We start from the raw sequence: 19,592 nt of genomic DNA on the forward strand, positions 1-19,592 counted from the left end.
CCCATTCAAGAGATCGCCGATCGGGTTGGTGTCCACTGGCGAACCGCTAAAAAATATGCGGATCAGGACAACTGGAACCTCCGGATGACCAATAGAAAAAGCCGTTCCCCTGTCATGGGACCCTATATGGAAATCGTTGATGCCTGGTTGGAAGAAGATCGATTGCTTCCCCGGAAACAGCGGCATACCGCTGCTCGTATCTTCCAACGGTTGCGCGACGAGTACCAGTTTCCCGGCAGCGAACGCACCATATGTGAAACGGCGCAGGACCGAGATGGAACTGGAACGGGCCAAAACGTACGAACGGCTCGAGCATCCGCCGGGTGAAGCACAAGCAGACTTCACGACCATTGAAGTGTGCCAAAACCAGAAGCTGGTTTCCTATAAATTGTTCGTCCTCTCGTTCCCGTATAGCAATGCGGCCTTTGTGTACCCGGTGCCGTCCGAAAACCAGGCATGCTTCCTCGAAGCAATGAAACAGGTCTTCGACCAGATCGGCGGGGTTCCGCAGCGCATCTGGTTCGACAATCTTTCTGCTGCCGTCGTGCACATCGAAAAACAAGGTGAACGGCAGCTGACAGACATGTTCCGCAGATTCTGCGCCCATTACCGATTTGAAGCGGTGTTTTGCAACCCGTACGGCGGCCATGAAAAAGGACCTGTGGAAACCAAGTGCGGATACTCGAAGCGAGACTGGGCGGTGCCGATTCCGCTGTTCACAAGCCAAGAGCAGCTTACCGCTCACTTCAAGGATCAGGCCGAGCAGGATCGCAAACGCCACCATGATGTCAAAGAGAGACAGATCGAGGAATTATGGCAGGAAGAAGAAAGACGGCATCTGCTGCAGTTGCCGGAGGAACCGTTCGAGGCATTCCGGCTGCAAACCGCGGTGGTGAACAAATACGGCGAAATCCAGGTGGATGATGCGGTCATTCCATTGCTGGGACAAGCTTCTCCCGGTACAGAAGTGATGGCGCAGCTGTTTTGGGATCGTATTGTGGTGCTCGACCACCGGCATGAACCGATGCGGACGGTGCCAAGGCCGTGCACCGGAAAGACAGCGGACATTCCTTGGTCGCAGGTGTTTGCGGGCGGGCTGCGAAAACCGCGCAGCGTGACCCACTCCCAGTTTTTACGGATGCTGCCTGAAGTGCTGAAAACTTATGTGACGGTTCCCGATGTGGATATACGCAAAGAACGGCTACAGGGGTTGCACTACTTAAGCAGTGTGTACACGCTGGAGCACCCTGGGAATGGACGTCCGCCGTTATACACTCGTTCCTGCTTAAAATGCTTCTTACGATAATAATACGTCGCTTCACTGACGCCGACGATTCGCAGCACCACTGCAGCTTTAAATCCCCGCGCAATCCATATGTCGGCGATCTCTATTTTGTCCGATAGGCGGGGTTCACCTTTTTTACAAGGTCACGCAGGATCGCAATCTCCAGATCCTTTTCACCCAGCAATTTCTTCAACTTGTCGTTCTCATGCTCTAATTCTTGGAATTCTTTTGGCGTTGGAGTATAGGCCGTTATTTTCCTGGCTTCCGAGGCTGTCTTTTTCCATCCTGTTTGCTTCGACTGACGAATCCAACGGGATAACATTTTACCGTCAATTCCATGGCGTCTTGCGATCTGACTGGCATTTCCCACTTCAAGCGCCTCTTGGATGAGCTGCTGTTTAAATTCTATGCTGTAACTTTTTCTCTACATCTTTCATCCCTTCACTTTACTTAATTCACATTCTAGTGGATTAAGAGAAAAGACTCAAAGGTAATTTCGGAGCTTTAGAGAAAATAGCAAGCGAAAAAGCAGCTCCGGCTCGTTTGCCGGTCTGCCATAATGCTCACAATATGAATTTTTCACTAGCTCATGGATGAAACTGAAGTCCATAATACCGTGAATCTTCTTAAGTAGATGATCTTCCGGGATAAATTTTATAACTCCGCATGGAACGATGTGGTCATTTGCTTAGCCGAGTGTAGCAATCTTATTCAACTCTCTTTACTTTTCTTCCAGTATACAACAAACCCAATGCCTGCGCGGCATTGGGTTGTTTTTAACAGAATCTGTATTCGTTTTGCAGGGCTCTCTGTTTGCCCCCCTGTTTTATTTATTCCGATATAATCTGTTGGCCTTGGTTTTCTTCATATTCTTGTTCATGGTATAAGCCAGTTGCCCGCATTACCGGTTCGTCGCTGAAAGAGAGCAAGTAAGCTTCTTCTTTGTCAGACGTGTTGACATGCTCATGTACGCACCAAACCGGGACGACAATTGTATCCCCTTTTTTCCACTCCAGCTTTTTACCTTCGATGACGCTGTATCCTTCGCCTTGATAAACGTGGTAGACCACACTGGAGCAATGGCGATGCGCCTTGGAATGAAAACCGGAAGGAAGCATTTGTATGTAAGCGGACATCTGCTTCATTAATGACCCGCTGGTAACCGGATTGATGTATTCCAGCAAATAGCCGTCGAATGGATCCAATACACCGTATTTTTTTTGCAGCTGAAGTTCTTCATAAACTTCCTGAAAAGGATACACGGAAGCCGGATACTTCGGAACGTTAGATTGGTTTTTCGGACGCAATCGACCGTTGCCCACTAAGGCGCGAGTAGTGTTGGGGGAATGCTCAATCGATTGAAAGGTTTTGCTAGGGTGCACTTCGAAAAACATGCCTCTTAGCAGGCCTGGTAGCGGCGCCGTTAGTCCATCCATCCAAATCGCGTCATCATTGGTTTCATTCGTATGACCATGCCAGCACCAGGCTGGAGTCGTAATTAAGTCGCCTTCATTCATCTCGACAGGCTCACCGTTTACAACCGTCACGGCTTTCCCCTTAATCATGAAACGAAGAGCATCCTGCGTATGCCGGTGAGAGGTTTCTGTTTCCCCTGCCTTCACGAGCTGAAGATTGGCCGTCATACTGTGTGTAGTTTGGGCTCCTCCAAATGCAGGATTGGAGAAGAACATTACACGCCGCTCTCCTCCTTTGAAGATCGCGGGGTCAACCAACACTTTAGCTCTCATGAGGTATTGGTAGCTTTGATCCCACTTCCACAAATACGGCACTCCAGCGTTTGAGGGCGTTTTCGTCAAAATTTTGTCGCCGATTCGCCATAATCCGTCATAGTGGTTGGCAATAATCTCCTCATGATAGGCATCTAGTTCCACTATACCTGTCTTTTCAATCGGGATCATTTTTAATCACCCTCCTTTATGAGCCAATACCCAAGGAATCAACCATCGGCATTCCCCAAGCACTTATCCCTTTGTATAAATCCTCCCAGATAACCGGTTCAGCTTTATCGTCTACCACCCGAGGCATCTCCGCAGTCAGTTCATACCGATTGCCTCCAGGCGCCCAGTAGTAAGCATAGAGATTTCCCCCGATTCCATGGCGCCCCAAACCAAACTCAAGTTTCAAATCATGCTTGGCTAGCATATCTAAGGCCCGTTTCATATGATCTAGTCCTTCAAATGAAAAGGCAATGTGATTTAAGGTTTCATTCGGATTTCGCCCAGCCATAAAGGCCAAATCATGATGATGTTCCGTTGCTCGGCTCCATACTGACCCCCAAATACCAGGAGCGGGCTGGAAGATGTCGGAGATCTTGAAATCCATCGTGGACTTTAAAAAATCGGCAAGCTGATTAGCATTGGCCACCATCAAGGTGACATGGTCCAGATCAATCGGAGCAGCTCCTTGCAATTGCCGGTTTGGACTTAATGCCGGGTGCAAATATTGGGGACGATCCTCCACAGTCACGAGCTCCATCCGAATGGTTTGATGAGTGCCCGGCAGGTCAAAACCGATTGATTTTTGTTGCCCAGGTTCCGCATCGGTCCGCTCTTCCACGTTAATACCGTATTGCTCAATCCGTTTTTTGTAACCTTGCAAATCATCATCCGAAGCAACTTGATAAGCAAAATGGGAGATGCCTGTTCCTCCCGGCACTAATGCCAAATCATAGTTATTGTCTAATCCGCATCCCAAATACACAGCGTTCCCGGTTCTGGCTATTTCTCTTAAGCCAAACAGCTCCACATTATACTGAAGAGCCTTTTCCATGTCGTCAACCTTTATCTCTGCATGCGCCAATTTTTGAATCGCCATTATTGCTTCTCCTCCATTAATTGAGCGTACTCTCTTAAACCTGCGCTTTCGCGTCTGTTTAAGGTCACTCGTTCGATCAGTTTTGAATTTTCAATGATTATCATGCGAACAGTGGTGCCCCCGGTATTATAATGCCTATGCCATACCCACGAGGGGGTGTAAACAAAATCACCCCTCTCCCACACTACCCTTTGCGGTCCAATCTCAGAATAGCCTTCTCCCTCTAAAACATAGTGTACGGATTCGTGTAAGTGCCGTTGAAGATCACTGCTGCCGCCAACCGGAATTTCTTGCAAATAAAATTCCATGCTGGTTGACGGGATATCCATGAGAATACCGATCCGGCTTGGATTGCCGGTAATTTCTTCCCCGATCCATTCGGCGTGGGCCGATTTTACAACCAAATCGGTAGGAAGAGTATCCTCAGCATTTCTATTCATATTGTTCAGCCACTCGGTTAGACGTTTGCTTAGCACGGTTCTTTTCCCCATTTCTACACTTGCTTAGGGCCAAACGGGTGTTCAAGGAAGGAAGAAAACGTATCTGTCGTTTGCCATGTCAAGCTTTCCAATTCAATCGAATCGAGCAGAATTTCCTTGTCTAATTTAGGAGAACTGATTAATAAACGCTCTCCGTTTCGGGTATACACTTTTTTGACGAAAACGGTTGCAAATTCGCTGCCGATCACCACTCCGTCGCGTTCTAGATCCTGAGTCAGTTTTTCATGCATGAGATAACCTCCGTCCCCCTAAAGTTGAGTTGCTTTGATTATAAAAATATGGCAAGGTTATCCATGCCTAAAGTGGACTGGTCTACTAAAATCTCTCGTTTGCTCAGCTTCAATCCGCTGTCCGATCGGACCAAACAGTCGCAGCGCTCCGCTGAAAGAAGCTGATAATGGGGATCGTTCATCCGATTACGCAGAAGCAATAGGTAACTTTTAATCTTGAGTTTATTTTCATCCTCTTGCGTAACGCGAACATTCGTAACAAAGCGCCTGGTCCGTGAAGGAGGATCTTCCGCCCAAGCATGTTCGGTTTGAAGCCGTTTGATGCGCATGGTAATGGTGTTATAGTTATCTTCAAAATGAAACATGTTCTGAGAATAGCCTGATCCCGCTGTGCGTTCATGTGTCGTGCGTGTTGGCATGGTGTAGATTAAGTCACTGCTTAAGTAAGACAGCCATTCTTGGAATTGATTGTTATCGAGCAGTTCAGCCTCATCTTGCAAGAAGCCAAATGCTTCAAAATATAAAGGATCGCTGAGCTTAAGTTTCCTGGCTTCCACATGGATTCCTCCCTCAAGAGAATAATTGGTTGATTTGATCAATCTAACTGCTTATGACCTGTGCCCACTGACGCCAGAATCCCAGTTGATTGGCTTCCGTATAGTCTCCCTGATATACGGTGCCAGGTCCTTTCCAATCCCCTTGCTCCGGCTGTTTATCCAATCCCATCACATAGTTGAGATTCAAATTACGCCGCGCTATGACCCCTTTAGTTGCCCGTGTAATACCCGCCCAAATTTCCGTATCATCCTGTTCGAACGTACCGCTCGATCCAAAAGTACGAACATAGCTTTGACGGGATTTTTCTTTAAACCATTCGGGGGCTTCTTTTTCAACCAATAACCAAGACAGAACTTCCATCTCATCGGGACCTTTCGGATTCCATGCGCGCATAGTCATAAACGAAACGGGCGGTTGACCTTCTTCGGTGGCCAGCATCACATTTAAGAATGAAAGGTTCGGAAAGATATTGCCGTGGACGAAGTTGCATCTGCGTAATGCCTCTTGCTGTTCGGGCGTTAATTTTTCTTCGATTTGCGCAACGATCTCTTGCGGTAAATTTAAATACGGCGGCAGGGGAATGTTCGGCGGAGCGCCTATGAGCCCTAATCCATGGCCGTTATCCGCGGTCACATGCACACCGTAATAAGCAAACTTGGGATCAGGCGGAGCCATTCCTAACTCAACGGCAGAGCGGTGTGTCATTAACGTGTGATAGGCATCTCCGATAAAATTATCCGCCGCTAATTTCCAGTTGGATTTAATGATCCATTTCAGGGGGCTTCCAACCACTTCCATTCCTTCTTGCGTTCTATTAAAGAACAAATCCAGGTACCATTTCATGGACCCAAGCCAGTCGTCGAGAGCGGGCGGATTATCGTTCCAGGATGCAAAAATAAGGCCGTTATAGATTTCAACTTTAGCCGTTAGCAGAGAGAATTTGCTTTTATCCAAGGAATCACCATACGCTTCTTTAGCTGCGGGAACTCCAATTAGCGTTCCGTTGTTTTTATACGTATAGCCGTGGTATGGACAACGGAAATGGGAAGAATTTCCGCTGTCTGCCCGGCAAAGATGCATTCCGCGATGCATGCAAGCATTTAGAAAAACGCCGACCTCCCCCAGTTCATCGCGAACGACCACTACTGGATCTTCCCCCATGGAGCGGGTGACATAATCGCCCTTCTTGGGGATTTCGCTTTCGTGAGCAATCGGTACCCATACTTTGGCGAATATTTTATCCAGTTCAAGCCGGTGAATCTCCGGATCGGTCAGCAATCTTGAGGAAATCAGACCTTCATTGAAATTAAGAAGGTCGTTTAATGAGGTTCCGTCGCGAAATTGCACGTCTTTTGCACCTGCTTCCTCTTCATTTACCATACGAACATCTCCTTTAATTTTGTAGTCCAAAATTATTTCGTAGTGCTGTTTCGTATTTCTTGCGCCAGAGCCCGCCACCTCCTTCCATTCTCCCGTGCTCCCTCTGCATAGGCGGACGGAAGGATATGATATGGATGCCGTGTGGGCCCCGCAGTAATATAACCGGCTTCGTTGAATCGGATTTTCTCTAACGGGATGTTATATTTCGAAAACTCGTGAAAGTCGACTCTTGCCAAAAAAGTTTCATAGGTGTACTCCATTTTTTGGGTGAGTTGACGGGCGTAATCGGTTTCTCCATGGTTTAAAGCTTCGCGCAAAGCAATAACCGGAGCCGGGTCACATACCGCGCTGCTGCTCCAACATGCGATTGCTTCTTCTGGATAAAGCGTATGGGCAACCATCCAATCCGCTTCCAACGGCATTAACCGAATGCGGCCGGCGATGGCCTCCATATCGGCTCTGAACTTTGGAGTGATGGCGATATATTTAGTGCCGACAATCTGCGGTATTTGGGATAACTCCTTATATACTGCAGTTGGAATAGGACCTTTAAATGCCTCAGGGTTGTCATACAATACAATGCTCATGTCCGGGAATAGGGAAGCTATATCTTGATAATAGTTGATGATGGCCTCGGCGCTCATTTGAGTCCAGAAAGGCCTGCCCAAAAACAATCCTCGAGCTCCCTTATCGTGTAAGTATTGAATTCGCTCTATGGTTTCTCGAGAGTTAAGTGTTGTGGCACCGAGGAAAAGAGGGAGATCGGGCTTCAGTTGATGGACGGTCTCAATAACGACTTCAACAAACCCTTTCCACTCTTCCAAGGTCAGTGTTGCAATTTCCCCAAGAGTACCATTAGTAATAATTCCATTGACCCCGTCGTTGATCAATTTAGTTACCATCTTTTTAGATTCGTCTATATTAACCGTAAACTTTGCATGGATGGATGAAGCGTCCGCGGTAGACGGCGTAGGCAACACCGCAAAAACTCCGCGAATGTCATCAATTGAAAATTTCATAAATTCAGCCCTCCGGCGATCTGTGACAACCCGCGTACTCCCAACCCTCCGTCACTGTTAATTATTACGCCTGTCATTGCCATGGAGTCTTTGTTAGATGCAAGCATAACGTAAGCGCTGGTATGGTCTTTAGCGGTAGGAACCACTTGCAGCGGATTGGTCGTTTTGATCAGATCCTCGATCCCTGGGACGGTAGAAAGGGCTACCGCTTCTTGACCGAGCGCCGCGGGTCCCCGTAAATCCGTAACGGTCCCGCCCGGCGCTACCCCATTCACGCGAATTTTGGGCGCCAGCTCATAGGCCAATTCACGGAGGAGTCCTACAACTGCATGCTTGGAAGCGGTATAAAGCGGTCCCCCTCCTGCCGGGTAAAAACCTGAATTGGATACGGTAAAAATAACATTTCCCCTCGATGCAATAAGTTGAGGCAGCGCTGCCTTGACGCCGAAGAGAAGCCCTTTCACATTAACGCCAAACACTTGATCAAAGGATGTGCCAAGAGCCTCCTTCGGGAAATCCGGCAGCGATACAAAATAATCAAACAAACCGGCGTTACCTACGAAAGTATCCAACTTACCAAAAGCCGACACGGTCTCAGCTACCGCTCTTTCGTTATCCTCCAGCACACTTACATCGCCTTGAACGGCGATTACCCTATTGCCATACTGTCTCTGAACGTCGCTCACTTTTTCTTCCGATAGTTCCATAACTCCGACATTAGCGCCCTCTTCAATAAACCGTTCCACAATAGCGCGACCGATTCCAGATCCCCCGCCGGTAACTAAAGCCACTTTGCCTTCTAACCATCCCATGCCTGTTCCTCCTCTTTTTTTATTGCTGTGGTTGCTGATAACGATTAGATATCGTGTGAAAATCCACGTACTCGTCAAGCCCATAAGTAGACATAGCCCGACCGATGCCGCTCTCTTTAACTCCGCCGAAAGGAAGCTGTAAATCTAAAGAGAATGGCTCATGGCTATTTATAAAAGTTTGGCCAGCCGAAATTTGGCCGGCTGCTTTAAGACCACGCTCCAGATCATTTGTCCAAATAGAGGAGCCCAAACCGAAGGCTGAATCGTTAGCCATTTTGATCGCTTCATCCAATGATTGATAACGAACAATAGGGATAACAGGTCCGAATTGTTCAACTTGCACTATACGTGCAGAGTTGGCGACATTGGAAATAATCGTCGGTTTATGAAAATAGCCTTGTTTGAAAATTTCAACATCTTGAACTTGCCCGACCGATGTTACTTTTGCATCGGAGGAAACGCTTTCATTTACCAGCTCTTGAATGAACTTAAGCCCTGCCTCATTGTTTAATGGGCCTATTGTTGTTTTGGGATCCAGTCCGTTACCCAATACCAACGCATCGGCCATTTCCGTAAACCGCTTCGTGAATCGATCGTAAAGGGAGACAGGAACATAGATCCTTTTCAACCCAAAGCAAATTTGGCCGGTATGATTAAACACCCCTCGTAAAAGCCGGGTCATGAGCGCATCGTCATTGATATTAAAGTCATCGAGAACGATCCCCGGATCGTTTCCGCCAAGCTCCAGCAATACCTTCTTTATGCCGCTTGAAGCTCCTTTCATGACTTCCTTTCCGACATCTATCCCTCCTGTAAAGGCAACCATTGAAACATCCGGATGTCGCGCTAAATAACTTCCGACCTCCGCGCCGTTTCCTGTTACGACATTTATGACTCCTTTTGGTAAAAAGCTATTCAAAACTCTTATCGCATCAATCAGTGCAAGGGGGGCATAGGTGGCAGGTTTAATTACAAGTGTATTTCCTGCAAGCAAAGCTGGAGCAATTTTAAAGAAACTAAGAACAATCGGGTAGTTCCATGGTACAATGCCGGCAATCACTCCCTTGGGTCTGCGCTGTAAATAGGCTTGTCCAAGGCTGTCATCAATGACAAGCTCATCTTTAAGGCGATTTGCTAAAGTAGCGTAATATTCCATTAGGTGAGCGGCAAATCCAAAATCGATAAAGGATTCGCTGATTACTTTCCCATTCTCACGGGTCAGCAGCATCGCTCTCTGCTGTATCGTTTCGAGAATTCGATGAGCCGCTTTATTTAAAATTTCAGCCCGTTGTGCAGAAGGGATAGCCGACCATTTAGGAAAAGCTTCTTTGGCCGCCTTTACCGCCTTATCAACATCCTCTTGACTTCCGCGAGCGATCCAACCGACGATTTCTTCCGTATTGGCGGGGTTAATGACTTTAATTTCTCCCGAGCCTTCCACCCAGTCACCATTAATCAACAAACGTTCATGAAGGACTTTATTTTTATTATCAATCACAGTAAAATCAATTCCCTTCCATATTTTTTAATATGATAGTGATCGAAACAGTTATTTTTCAAACGTCTTCATACTACGGTCCGCTATAAATTTACCAAGCCCCACCTCCTCATGATGTTTAAATATCATACCGATTTGTTGTTGAGTCAGGTCTTTAATTGGCCAACGCGGAAACATTTTGACAGGTATCCCACGCAGCTTCATAGCTTCTTTGAAGGGAGCTCTTCCGTTGCTTTTCCAAAATTCAGTAATCACGCCATCAATTTCCGATAACTGCCAATGGCATAAAGCTGCTTCCGTCCAGTCTTCATTATCTATAGCGTTCCAGTAATTTACCTGTAACTCGGGAAGGTGACTTGTAGGTGGATTCATTAATCCATCGAAGCCTTTAGGTTTACCAGCAATTAAACTGGAGATTACTGATGGAAATACGGCAAAATCTTGCGGCAACATTCGAAGATATCCCAAAGCTCTTTCTGCGGTCATAATGTTAAGTTTAATGGCGCGAACAGCAGGGACTTTGTCTATGATCCGCAATACTCGGTCTACGTTCATCTCGATTCCGGTGTACTTGGGATTGTCATAAATCATAATAGGTATATCGACAGATTCTGAAACGAACCTAAAATGCTCGATAATTTCATATTCTGTATGATCACTGTAATAAAACGGCGGTAACAATGCACTCGCCAAAGCACCAATCGACTTAGCATGATCTGTAAGTTCAACGGCCGAATAAACATCCACGGTCCCGCAGTGCACAATAAATGGGATCCTGCCATTTAATTGTTTAGCAACCAGATCTGCAACTTGTTTCCGTTGATCCATGCGCATTGCCGGTCCCATTCCGTATGAACCGCAAACAAATAATCCCTGTACCCCGGAATCAACGTAAAAGTCAACCAGTTCCTTCATCACATCAACGTCTACTTCTCCATTAAGTAAAAAAACAGTCGGCAGAGGAATGAGTATGCCCCGCAGCAATTTGTTTTGCAAAAAATCACCTCCAAATTTTAATTTCTGTGGTTCTAGAACCACAGTTTTGGTGTTTAAATTTCCTACCGCAATCATACTATAGCGCTTTCATTTATGTCAATGCTAATTAATACTTATTTTTTTTATAAATTAATGTTATAATATAGATACGATCTTTTGGCTTACTGAAGTTACAGTTATCTGAAATATGGATTTCAAAAAAATTACAAGGTGGTATCAATTATAATGAATTTACTTAATAGCAACACCCTGCAATCTAAAAATCGAGAAATATATCAACAAATAAAAAATGGTTTGCTGAATAAAGAATGGAAACATGGAGAAAAACTTTCGACATATGAATTAGCCAAACAATATAATGTTAGCAAAACCCCGGTTCAGGATGCTTTAAAACAATTAGAATATGATGGGTTTGTTAATATCATTCCTCAGGTGGGTTGCATTGTAAAAACTTTCATTCAAGAAGATATAGAAGAAATATTTTTGTTGCGTATAAGCTTGGAGGGATTGGCTGCATCTCTTGCAGCAACCAAAGCAAATGAAATAGATTTACTTAACCTTGAAAAGCTTATTCAACAAATGGAACATTTTGATGCGAACAAAAATTACTCCCAATATTCGTTAGCAAACCGCGAATTCCACCGGGTTATCATAGAAGCAGCTCGTTCGCCACGTCTATTATCTCAGATTCTATGGCTTTGGGATCAGGCTGATTTCATTAACATTCATGAACATTTAATCCATCAAATCATTGATAATTCCATAGAGAAACACAAAATTATTTATCAAGCCATTCAAAATAACATACCTCAAATTGCAAAAACGGCAATGGAAGAGCATCTTAAGGAATGCCTTCAATTAATTTCTGAATTTAATCGAGTAGCAGGGGACGGCTAGCTGTCAAGACACGAAATCGAAAAAAATAAGTTAAGTTTCTCCTCCGTTCGCAGGTAGATTTTAAGAGGCCCTTGATGCCGTCGCTTGGTTATAGAACTCGTTCGGCTTGGCATCATCAAGCGATTGGTGAGGGCGCTGTAACCGCTAGAATATAGACAACAGGAATTGCTAGATAAAGATGAACATTTTACAATCCTTCCTCCCCTGATTATCATACATCTTAGAAATAATCATCATGGGTGGGGAAGAGTATGGGACGCTTAAAAAGGTGGCATATGTATTTCTCTATTCATCAAATGAAAGCGAAGGGATTGAAGATTTCACAGATTTCCAGAAAACTGAATGTCTCGAGGAACACGGTGTATAAGTATTTGAGCATGAATCCGGATGAATTTAAACAATTCATGGAAGATCTCGAGACCAGGAAGAAGAAGTTAGACCCTTACGAACAACGTATCATTCAGTGGTTGAGGGAGTATCCCGACCTCTCTGCTGCTCAAGTTTGGGATTGGCTAAAGGAACACCATCCAGAAATTGTAGTTGGGGAAAGCACTGTAAGAAGCTACGTTCGGATGCTGCGAAAGATGTATGGAATCCCAAAGGAAGTGCAACAAAGGCAATACGAAGCCATTCCCGATCCCCCAATGGGTGAACAAATGCAAGTAGATTTCGGAGAGATGAAAATGAAGACTCTCCAAGGGAATCTGGTAAAGTGCTGGTTCATTACATTCGTTCTATCCCATTCGAGATACAAGTTCGTCCATTGGCAAGATCGACCGTTTGTTACGAAGGATGTGATTGATGCTCATGAATTTGCCTTTACATACTATGGCGGAATGACGAAAGAAATTGTTTACGATCAGGATCACTTATTGCTTACCAGTGAAAATTACGGCGATTTAATTCTAACTCATGAATTTGCGGCTTACGTTCGTCATCGGGGCTTTCAAGTCCACATGTGCCGGAAACAAGATCCCGAAAGCAAAGGTCGAATTGAGAATGTCGTGAAATACGTCAAACGGAATTTCGCACGTCATCGGATCTTCGTCAGTGTGGACAAGTTGAATGAGGACTGCTTGGCTTGGTTAGAGCGAACGGGAAATGCCCTTATCCATCATACGACCAAAAAAATACCAGCCGAAGTGTTTGCTATGGAAAAGCAATACCTTCGCCCGGTCCCAGAAAAAATACAAAAACCTAATATGAGTATAACAAGGACCGTGAGGAAGGACAACACCATCTGGTATGAAGGGAACCGCTACTCCGTTCCCCTCGGGACTTATGATGGCATATCGAAAGAGGTCGGCATCCGGGTCAATGGGTTGAAATTGCAAATCTACGATGTAGACACCGGGGAGATCATAGCTGAACATGAGCTCTCGCAATGTCGAGGCCAACTGATCCAGAACACGAATCACCGTCGGGATCGCCAGAAGGGCATTGCTGCGTATCTAGAAAGCGTCAAAAAGCATTTTCCCGATCCTGGCCTTGCTTCACCTTATCTGGAAGAAATTCATCGTCTACACCCTCGGTACACCCGTGATCAGCTTCAGCTCATTCAAAAGACGCTAGATCAAGCAACGAAAGAAGCAGTGGATCAAGCCCTCCGTTACTGCATAACCAATCGACTGTACCGTGCCAGCGATTTTGCTGATGCTGTAAACCACTTCTTAAAGGACAACGAAAAACCAGCGTTGGAATGTAGTCATGTGAAACAGCTGAGCGGAGCCGATCAATCTAAATGGAAAGCCAAGCCTCAAATTCGTGATGTTGAGATTTACCGGCGTATTTTGGGAGGAGGCTGAACATGAACGAAACCATAACGCAATTGAAACAAAGCTTAAGAATGCTGAACCTAACGGAAGCAGCCCAGATTGTTGATGAAAGCCTGATGGAAGCTGAAGAACACCAATGGACATGCAGTGAGTTTCTACAGCGGCTGCTCCGATATGAATTGGTTCGCCGGGAAGAGAAACAACTTGCTAGGCGGTATAAATGGGCGTCGTTCCCAGAGGTGAAGACGCTTGATGAGTTCCGGCTGGAGGAACAGCGGACCTTAAGCAAACGCCAATTTCAGCAGCTTCGGGAACTCTTATGGCTTGAGCAGAATTACAATCTCATTCTGCTCGGGCCTCCCGGAGTAGGGAAAACGCACATAGCCATCGGATTAGGCACGGAGGCGCTAAAAAACGGCTACAAAGTAAGCTTTGTGGCTATGGATCATTTAATCCATCTACTGAAGACACAAGAGATTTCTCGATCCTCACAGTACAAACTCCGGCGGATCTATACCTCTGATCTAGTGATTCTGGATGATCTGATGTTCATGGCTATGGACCGTAATGAAGGGAATTTATTTTTTCAGTTTGTGAATAAGCTGTATGGTCAAACCTCTATCATCCTTACTTCGAACAAAGGACCGGAGGACTGGGGTGAACTGCTGGGTGATCCGGCGATAACGACTGCCATCTTGGATCGTATTTTGCATAAGAGTGAGGTCATCCAATTAAGTGGTGACAGCTACCGTTTGAAGCACCGGCAGACCATTTTCGCAAGCTAAAATTGTTCAAAATGATTAAGCGAAATTTGTGCAAGAGGTCTTGACGGTTACAACGCCTCCAAGTGCACGGTTTTTCGCGGGTCAATCACCGTTTTCCTTGCACTTGATTTCGACAAAATAGGCGTTAAATCCTTGTTACTGTTGAATTTTTGATTTGTTCAGCAAGCCCTACGTAAACTTGAACTTAAATTCTTTAAACAACTTAGTCATGCGGAACGTCCCCTTGATTCTTTTTAGGCCATTTATATAACGTCTTTTTCAAGAAGTTTGACTATGACAAATCGTGTCTCCTTGCGCTTGCAGTTCGTGCTGGCCCCGATTTTCCACGCTTTTATAACCCAAGGCACTGCCACCGTTCCATTTCCCTTGCCGTCGTTTCATGCCCATTTTGACATAATCGACTTTGCCCAATTTCATACCGCTATGATCAGGCACACTCATATCCCATTGTAAGTCTTTACTATGTTACTTTTTTGAATCCTGTACTCTTCTATTGATTCGTCATAATCATATCTTTCTTTGGTGGGGTAATCATTACCAACAATCGTTATAAATTTCTCTAGTTCGGTCAAACCAATATAGTATAGTTTTTTATTTCGCATTCTGTCCGAACAAAAAAAGAAGCCATTTATCGCTCCACTTTCATCAGTAGAGATAAGGAAAATATAACTATGTATAATTTGATTTAATAATTTATCAGCACCCAATTTTTCATTAATGGGTTTATCTATTTCAAATAGTTCGTTAATTCGATGCCAGTTCAATTTTGTTACACTCTTTAAATTTTTGTAATACTTTACTTCAAATTGAATTCCTTTTGTAGTAGAAGATAACTTCCCAGCTTCTTCAAGCTTTCGGACAGAATAAAAATAGTCTCCTTGGTCTAAAATGGTCTCGAACGTACCCCCAAACCTTAAAAAAGGTTTGCTCTATAATTCTCTAGCATACCATACCACTGGAATATCATGGAATAACCTTTTTGTCTATTGAAAAACAGATGTCGGTTATTATTGGTCAGTTCATAGCACCGAAGTTCCGTTGCCGTCATTTATGATATTGGGCTTCTTTCATTGCATAAATATACATAGGAAATTCTGAAATAAAACTCACAAAAAATTAAAAAGCGGAGCCCTAAAACCCGCGTGGCTCCGCTATTGGTGTTTCACAATTAAAACCGTTTAGAGTGAAATTCATTACCCGGGTACAAACTTGTCTCACAAATAATTATAATTAGCCGTATTATATCCTGCTCCTTTTATTCACGAGATTGCATAAATATATATAACGAAAACTCGCTTCAAGAGTACCTGTAATATCATTCTTACTTTTTCGAGTTATACTTCTTAATTGTCAAGCATGATGTTCACTGTTTTCACTTGAGTATAACTCAGAATTTCATCCAGGCCTTCTTCGGATCCTATCCCGCTATCCTTGTACCCTTGATACGGAACGCCTAGGAAATGCGACGAGCTTCCATTGATCCAGACGAAACCGGACTCGATTTTTTCCGCCGCGCGGAGCGCCGTGGTCACATCCTTCGACCATATGGACCCGGTCAGCCCGTAAGGAACGCTGTTGATTTGCTGAATCGCATCATCCACATCGTTCCATTTGATGACCGACAGCACGGGACCGAATATTTCTTCATTAAAAATACGCATATGTTTCGTTAAATTTTCGAATACAGTAGGCGATATGAAATATCCATTTTCAAACGTTTTGCCTTCCGCTTTGCTCCCGCCCATCAGCAGCCGGGCTCCATCCTCATGAGCGGATCGAATATAGGAAACTACCTTGTTGTACTGGTTTTGAGAAACAAGACAGCCCATTTCGGTGTTAGGATCGAGCGGATCCCCAATTTTGATTTGTTCCACGTAATATTGCAGTTTTGGGATAAACTCATCGTAGATGTCTTCGTGGACAAATAGACGTGACGTCGAGCCGCACGACTGCCCTTGGCACCAAGTAAAGTTCATTCCCCTTACCGCCGAAGCAGCGGCTTTATCTATATCGACATCCGGAAACACGATCATCGCGTTTTTACCGCCCAGTTCCAGCGAGATATGCTTAATCCCCACTTCGGCAGATGATTTGAGAATAGTTTGTCCCGTTCCGACGCTGCCGATTAACGCAATTCTCTTCACATCCGGATGGCGGACAAGAGCATCGCCAGTCGTCCGACCGTCCCCCGTTACAATATTAACCGTGCCTGGGGGCAAAATTTCGCGGCACAATTCACCAAAAAGCAATGCCGACAACGGACATTGGTCGGGGGCTTTGAGGACAACCGTGTTCCCTGCAATTAAAGGGCCGGCAATTTTCGCTGCGGTAAACATGATGGGATGGTTGTAAGGGATAATCCGGCCAATCACCCCGTACGGTTCCCTCCGGGTCAGGTGCCAATGCTGGCTTGATGGAAACGTCTCCCCTTTCATTTCAGTAGCCAATCCGCTCATGTATTCCATCATTGCGGCAGCGGCAAAAACGTCCCCGCGCATTGCCGTAACCGGATTGCCGCTGTCAACAGCGTCCAATACCGCAAATTCATTGGCTCTTCGTGTAAATTCCTCGGCAAGTCGACGAATGTAACGTCCGCGTTCAATCGGCGGAACCGTTCTCCACGATTCAAATGCGACTTTTGCCGTTTCGACCGCGCGGTTCACATCCGAAGCTTGAGCAAACGGAACGCTCGCGATGATTTCGCCGTTAGCCGGGTTCACAGTTTCATACGTTTCACCCTGTTCCGCTTTTACCAGTTCGCCCCCGATCAACATGCGCCAGTCCTTTTGCAACAACTTCCCTTTTAGCTGCAAGATCTCGTCTATATCAAGTCTTGACTGCGTGTCTGCCATTTGTTTGTTCGCTCCTTTTGGCTGGTCGGTCTAATCGCGATGTTGTTGTACCTTATCCTTACTGCAGTAGACTGCTATCCGTCTTCTTTGGAAACGATGCCTGAGGAGCCGTTGCCAAGCTTACAACAACCGTGACGATGATCGTAACAAACAGCGCCCAAACGGATGGAAGGAACCCTAGGTACGACGGATTCGCCATAGAGCCGCCACCTAATTCTTTCGGACCATATGTCAACCAGAATAGCGTCAATTCTCCTACGAGCAATCCGTAGACAGCTCCATGTTTGTTCATACGCCGCCAAATCAAACCGCCTACGATCGGGACGAGGAAGAGTACAATAATTCCGTTTGCCGAAACGAAAATTTGTGTAATCGTATTAAACTCGGCAAGCGACATAATAACTGCCACAATTGTTGCGATGGCAACGACAACTCTGCTCCATAAAACGATTTTCTTCTGTTCCATGTCCTTCTTGCCAAACTTTTTCACTATGTCGTTCATAACAAGGGAGGACAAGCCCAGTACGTTCCCAATTAAAGTACTAACGATCGCCGCCAATGCTCCGGCCAAAATAAAAGGCGCCACCCATGAAGATGTAAATTGAGTAATTAAATGGATGAGCAATTGATCCGGTGTCACTTGAGCTATACCCGGATTCGCCCAAACCAGATGAATGAGCGAGCCGAAAACGAGAACGATCCCAACCGAAAACACCATCACAGGAATCCAAAAGAACGCCGTTATACTAAACAGCTTCTTATCACGCGCCGAATAAGCTCTAAGGAACATATGCGGATACATAATGAACCCGCCCATAACGATAATCCAGGAAAAGATCATTTGCGGCGTCCATTGCCCTAATGGACCGGGAATGCTAGCGTGCTGTGGAAAATTGGTAACAAAGCTGCCGACGGCCTCGGAGAAGCCCATTCCTGTCGCCCCTAAGACGATAAACGGTATGGACAGAAGAGCGAGTAGCATCCAGCCGCCTAGCACAATATCCGCCCAAGCCGTTGCGCGAAATCCTCCGATCAGCACAACAACGGCAACAATGATAGCCGTATATATAATGCCAAAAGAGTAAGGCAATTTCCCTCCGGTCATAATCTGAAATATATAACCGGTTGACATAAATTGAATGACAAAATGACCGGCGGTGATGGCAACAATCCCTAATACAGAAGGAACAATCGTCATAAATTTCGAATTATCAAAGCGGGCGGACAAATAGTCTGCTTGCGTAATATATCCATGCTTTTTGCCCATGTCGTTCATGTATCTGAACAAATAATAGAGGAGAGGGACTTGAATAATCCCGCCTAATAGTTGAGCGATCGTTCCAACCCCGCCCATATAAGAAATGGCAATCTGTCCCAAAAAGACAAATCCGCTCAATTGGGTCGCAGCCATTCCGAAAAATGTCGCTATGGCCCCGATGCTTCGACCGCCTAAAAAATAATCTTCCGCTGTCGGCATTGAATTTCTAGAAGCCCAAGCCCCTACGAGAATAACGGCTATTCCAAATATAGCTAATACAATGACTGAGTACGTCATGACTTCACTCCTGGATTATCCTCAAGTTTTTGTTCGGTACGGGAGTCCAAATACACTGCAATGGTTATCCCAATAAATGCAAGAATTGAAAATAAGAAAGCCCAGAACCACATCGCTGGAATCCCAAAAACGAGCAGTGGAACGTTCGGTGGAGATAGTAAATAAGCAATCGGTCCGAACAATAAGATTGGCAACTGAGTTACAACGACAGCCCAAATGCCAATTCGGCTATGTCTTGATACACTTCGCTCCAACATGTTCCCCTCCTTTATACCGTCACATCTTGTTGTCCGTTGTTTTCTCCATACCCTAATTCGCGATAAAAGCCCGTCAAACGCATGACCGGTTCGTCACTAAATGAAAATAAGAACGACTCCTCTTTATCCGAAGTATTGATATGTTCATGGACACACCAGACCGGGACTACGAATGTATCGCCTTTTTTCCATTCAAATTTTTGACCGTCAATGATACTCATACCTTCGCCTTTATGCACGTAGTAAACGACACTTGAGCTATGCTGATGAGCTTTCGAACGGAACCCGAGCGGCAACATTTGCATGTATGCGGACATTTGGGCCATTACCGAACCACCCGTAACCGGGTTAATATACT

General features: G+C 45.3%; 20 protein-coding genes and 2 pseudogenes. 4 read left to right on the forward strand and 18 right to left on the reverse strand.

Annotated features, from left to right (window positions below; translation table 11 throughout):
- The coding region (locus JMF85_RS27930; protein ID WP_236595722.1) for a hypothetical protein at window positions 1-186 on the reverse strand (186 nt) is incomplete at its 3' end.
- Here JMF85_RS27930 and istA (JMF85_RS03480) point away from each other — a divergent pair.
- Window positions 140-1,306 carry an IS21 family transposase gene (istA, locus tag JMF85_RS03480; protein WP_201317733.1) on the forward strand — a complete coding sequence of 389 codons (1,167 nt, stop codon included), beginning with the start codon at window positions 140-142 and terminating at the stop codon, window positions 1,304-1,306. The genes JMF85_RS27930 and istA (JMF85_RS03480) overlap by 47 nt on opposite strands.
- A gap of 82 nt (window positions 1,307-1,388) precedes the next feature.
- Here the strand turns inward: istA (JMF85_RS03480) and JMF85_RS03485 are convergent.
- The 12 genes and pseudogenes from JMF85_RS03485 to JMF85_RS03535 form a co-directional block, all read right to left on the reverse strand.
- Window positions 1,389-1,697, reverse strand: a pseudogene (locus tag JMF85_RS03485) (transposase); the annotation flags it as partial.
- Window positions 1,698-1,778: 81 nt separating this feature from the next.
- Window positions 1,779-1,990, reverse strand: a pseudogene (locus JMF85_RS28780) (transposase); the annotation flags it as partial.
- A 125-nt stretch (window positions 1,991-2,115) separates the two neighbouring features.
- Window positions 2,116-3,204: a cupin domain-containing protein gene (locus tag JMF85_RS03490; protein WP_201317734.1), complete on the reverse strand. Its 1,089-nt coding sequence runs from the start codon at window positions 3,202-3,204 to the stop codon at window positions 2,116-2,118.
- A 16-nt stretch (window positions 3,205-3,220) separates the two neighbouring features.
- Entirely contained in the window at window positions 3,221-4,120 is a 900-nt protein-coding gene (locus JMF85_RS03495) for a VOC family protein (protein WP_201317735.1), read from the reverse strand.
- Window positions 4,120-4,596 carry a cupin domain-containing protein gene (locus JMF85_RS03500; RefSeq protein ID WP_201317736.1) on the reverse strand — a complete coding sequence of 159 codons (477 nt, stop codon included), beginning with the start codon at window positions 4,594-4,596 and terminating at the stop codon, window positions 4,120-4,122. Before JMF85_RS03500 ends, JMF85_RS03495 begins: the two co-directional genes overlap by 1 nt.
- Window positions 4,597-4,613: 17 nt before the next feature.
- Window positions 4,614-4,850, reverse strand: coding sequence for a dihydrodiol dehydrogenase (locus tag JMF85_RS03505; protein ID WP_201317737.1), 237 nt, complete (start codon window positions 4,848-4,850; stop codon window positions 4,614-4,616).
- A 38-nt stretch (window positions 4,851-4,888) separates the two neighbouring features.
- Complete coding sequence (locus JMF85_RS03510; RefSeq protein ID WP_201317738.1) at window positions 4,889-5,407, reverse strand: aromatic-ring-hydroxylating dioxygenase subunit beta; 519 nt, start codon at window positions 5,405-5,407, stop codon at window positions 4,889-4,891.
- Window positions 5,408-5,450: 43 nt separating this feature from the next.
- On the reverse strand, window positions 5,451-6,788 hold the full coding sequence (locus tag JMF85_RS03515) for an aromatic ring-hydroxylating dioxygenase subunit alpha (protein ID WP_201317739.1): 1,338 nt from the start codon (window positions 6,786-6,788) through the stop codon (window positions 5,451-5,453).
- A 32-nt stretch (window positions 6,789-6,820) separates the two neighbouring features.
- Window positions 6,821-7,807, reverse strand: a complete 987-nt coding sequence (locus tag JMF85_RS03520; protein WP_201317740.1) for a dihydrodipicolinate synthase family protein — start codon at window positions 7,805-7,807, stop codon at window positions 6,821-6,823.
- Window positions 7,804-8,619 (reverse strand): 3-(cis-5,6-dihydroxycyclohexa-1,3-dien-1-yl)propanoate dehydrogenase, encoded by an 816-nt coding sequence (gene hcaB / locus JMF85_RS03525; RefSeq protein ID WP_201317741.1) that lies wholly within the window; start codon window positions 8,617-8,619, stop codon window positions 7,804-7,806. Before hcaB ends, JMF85_RS03520 begins: the two co-directional genes overlap by 4 nt.
- A gap of 19 nt (window positions 8,620-8,638) precedes the next feature.
- The gene (locus tag JMF85_RS03530; protein WP_201317742.1) at window positions 8,639-10,117 is read right to left on the reverse strand and encodes an aldehyde dehydrogenase family protein; all 1,479 of its coding nucleotides are present in this window, start codon (window positions 10,115-10,117) and stop codon (window positions 8,639-8,641) included.
- A gap of 51 nt (window positions 10,118-10,168) precedes the next feature.
- Entirely contained in the window at window positions 10,169-11,113 is a 945-nt protein-coding gene (locus JMF85_RS03535) for a dihydrodipicolinate synthase family protein (RefSeq protein WP_201317743.1), read from the reverse strand.
- A gap of 225 nt (window positions 11,114-11,338) precedes the next feature.
- Between JMF85_RS03535 and JMF85_RS03540 the strand changes: the two genes are divergently transcribed.
- The 3 genes from JMF85_RS03540 (at window position 11,339) to istB (ending at window position 14,570) form a co-directional block, all read left to right on the forward strand.
- Window positions 11,339-12,010: a GntR family transcriptional regulator gene (locus JMF85_RS03540; protein WP_201317744.1), complete on the forward strand. Its 672-nt coding sequence runs from the start codon at window positions 11,339-11,341 to the stop codon at window positions 12,008-12,010.
- Between the two features lie 251 nt (window positions 12,011-12,261).
- On the forward strand, window positions 12,262-13,815 hold the full coding sequence (gene istA / locus JMF85_RS03545) for an IS21 family transposase (RefSeq protein ID WP_201317745.1): 1,554 nt from the start codon (window positions 12,262-12,264) through the stop codon (window positions 13,813-13,815).
- A gap of 2 nt (window positions 13,816-13,817) precedes the next feature.
- Entirely contained in the window at window positions 13,818-14,570 is a 753-nt protein-coding gene (gene istB, locus JMF85_RS03550; RefSeq protein WP_201317746.1) for an IS21-like element helper ATPase IstB, read from the forward strand.
- A gap of 437 nt (window positions 14,571-15,007) precedes the next feature.
- On the opposite strand, the gene JMF85_RS03555 is transcribed toward istB, so the two are convergent.
- From JMF85_RS03555 to JMF85_RS03575, 5 genes are all read right to left on the reverse strand, one after another.
- Window positions 15,008-15,334: a hypothetical protein gene (locus JMF85_RS03555; protein ID WP_201317747.1), complete on the reverse strand. Its 327-nt coding sequence runs from the start codon at window positions 15,332-15,334 to the stop codon at window positions 15,008-15,010.
- Between the two features lie 579 nt (window positions 15,335-15,913).
- On the reverse strand, window positions 15,914-17,422 hold the full coding sequence (locus JMF85_RS03560) for an aldehyde dehydrogenase family protein (protein WP_201317748.1): 1,509 nt from the start codon (window positions 17,420-17,422) through the stop codon (window positions 15,914-15,916).
- A gap of 58 nt (window positions 17,423-17,480) precedes the next feature.
- A complete protein-coding gene (locus tag JMF85_RS03565; RefSeq protein WP_201317749.1) occupies window positions 17,481-18,977 on the reverse strand; it encodes a sodium:solute symporter family protein in 1,497 nt (498 codons plus the stop codon).
- Window positions 18,974-19,234: a hypothetical protein gene (locus JMF85_RS03570; RefSeq protein ID WP_201317750.1), complete on the reverse strand. Its 261-nt coding sequence runs from the start codon at window positions 19,232-19,234 to the stop codon at window positions 18,974-18,976. Before JMF85_RS03570 ends, JMF85_RS03565 begins: the two co-directional genes overlap by 4 nt.
- 11 nt (window positions 19,235-19,245) lie before the next feature.
- The coding region (locus tag JMF85_RS03575) for a cupin domain-containing protein (protein ID WP_236595725.1) at window positions 19,246-19,592 on the reverse strand (347 nt) is incomplete at its 5' end.

The organism is Paenibacillus sp. EPM92, assembly GCF_016586185.1.
Taxonomy (GTDB): Bacteria; Bacillota; Bacilli; order Paenibacillales; family NBRC-103111; genus Paenibacillus_G; species Paenibacillus_G validus.